Origin of the sequence: Zooshikella harenae (assembly GCF_018837975.1) — a bacterium.
In the GTDB taxonomy this organism is placed as follows: domain Bacteria; phylum Pseudomonadota; class Gammaproteobacteria; order Pseudomonadales; family Zooshikellaceae; genus Zooshikella; species Zooshikella harenae.
Genome location: NZ_JAGSOY010000303.1, coordinates 1 through 802, shown reverse-complemented (window position 1 = coordinate 802; position 802 = coordinate 1). Strand labels below are relative to the sequence as shown.

1 protein-coding gene is annotated in these 802 nt (G+C 31.7%); it reads right to left on the bottom strand.

Going from position 1 to position 802, the window contains the following annotated elements; genetic code table 11:
- Nucleotides 1-234 precede the first annotated feature (234 nt).
- On the bottom strand, nucleotides 235-802 hold a 568-nt coding region (locus tag KCG35_RS25800), incomplete at its 5' end, for a hypothetical protein (RefSeq protein ID WP_215822750.1).

Here is an 802-nt window from a genome sequence, read left to right as displayed (position 1 = left end):
TTTTTGCTATATCAGGAAAATCTGGCTTAATTATGCCAGTTGACCCCCAATAATCAACACCTTTATCAAAATCAATGTATGCAGCATCTGCTAAAAGGGCTGCTTGGTAGGCTTTTTCTGTGTTAACTTCTTTTTCGACTTGATTATTTTCACTCATTTATGAACATCCATTCATTGACAAAACTACTAGATACATCTTGATGTAAAACAGCTAAAAATAAGTTTTGGTGTCTTTTACTCTTTATTAAATACCCATGCATCAATGGATTTTTTAATGGGTAAATATTTAAACTTATTAATACGTGAACACTGTGATGTCATATAACTTTCTGGTGTTTTATATATTCCATAGGGAAAAAGTAAGTAGCTAATGCTTTGTCCTAAAATTTCTTTTGTCTGTATATTTTCAACTTTAGTTACTGACCTATGTATTTCATAACCTTCTGTTTTATTATCAATAAGTTCTTCACTTACTGATTCGTATTGATACTTGCTTTTAAATGAATCAATTTTAACCGTTGCAACGCAATACTGCTTTCTAAAGGACACATAGGGTTCAACATTAGATTTTTTTTTGATTTCCTTTAAATAGTATGGATTGCAATTGGGATCATTTTTTAACGCTTTATAGTCACGGTAGTAGCCGTAAGGCAGTCCATTTACAGGAGACCCCAGCTTGTTTTTAGCATGTTCGTACTCAATAAACTCATACAGTCCATAAACAATATAATCAAACAGCCCATCTTCTTTAGCATTTGTTAAAAAGTAACCATCAACATTTTCAATACCGTTGACAATAGCT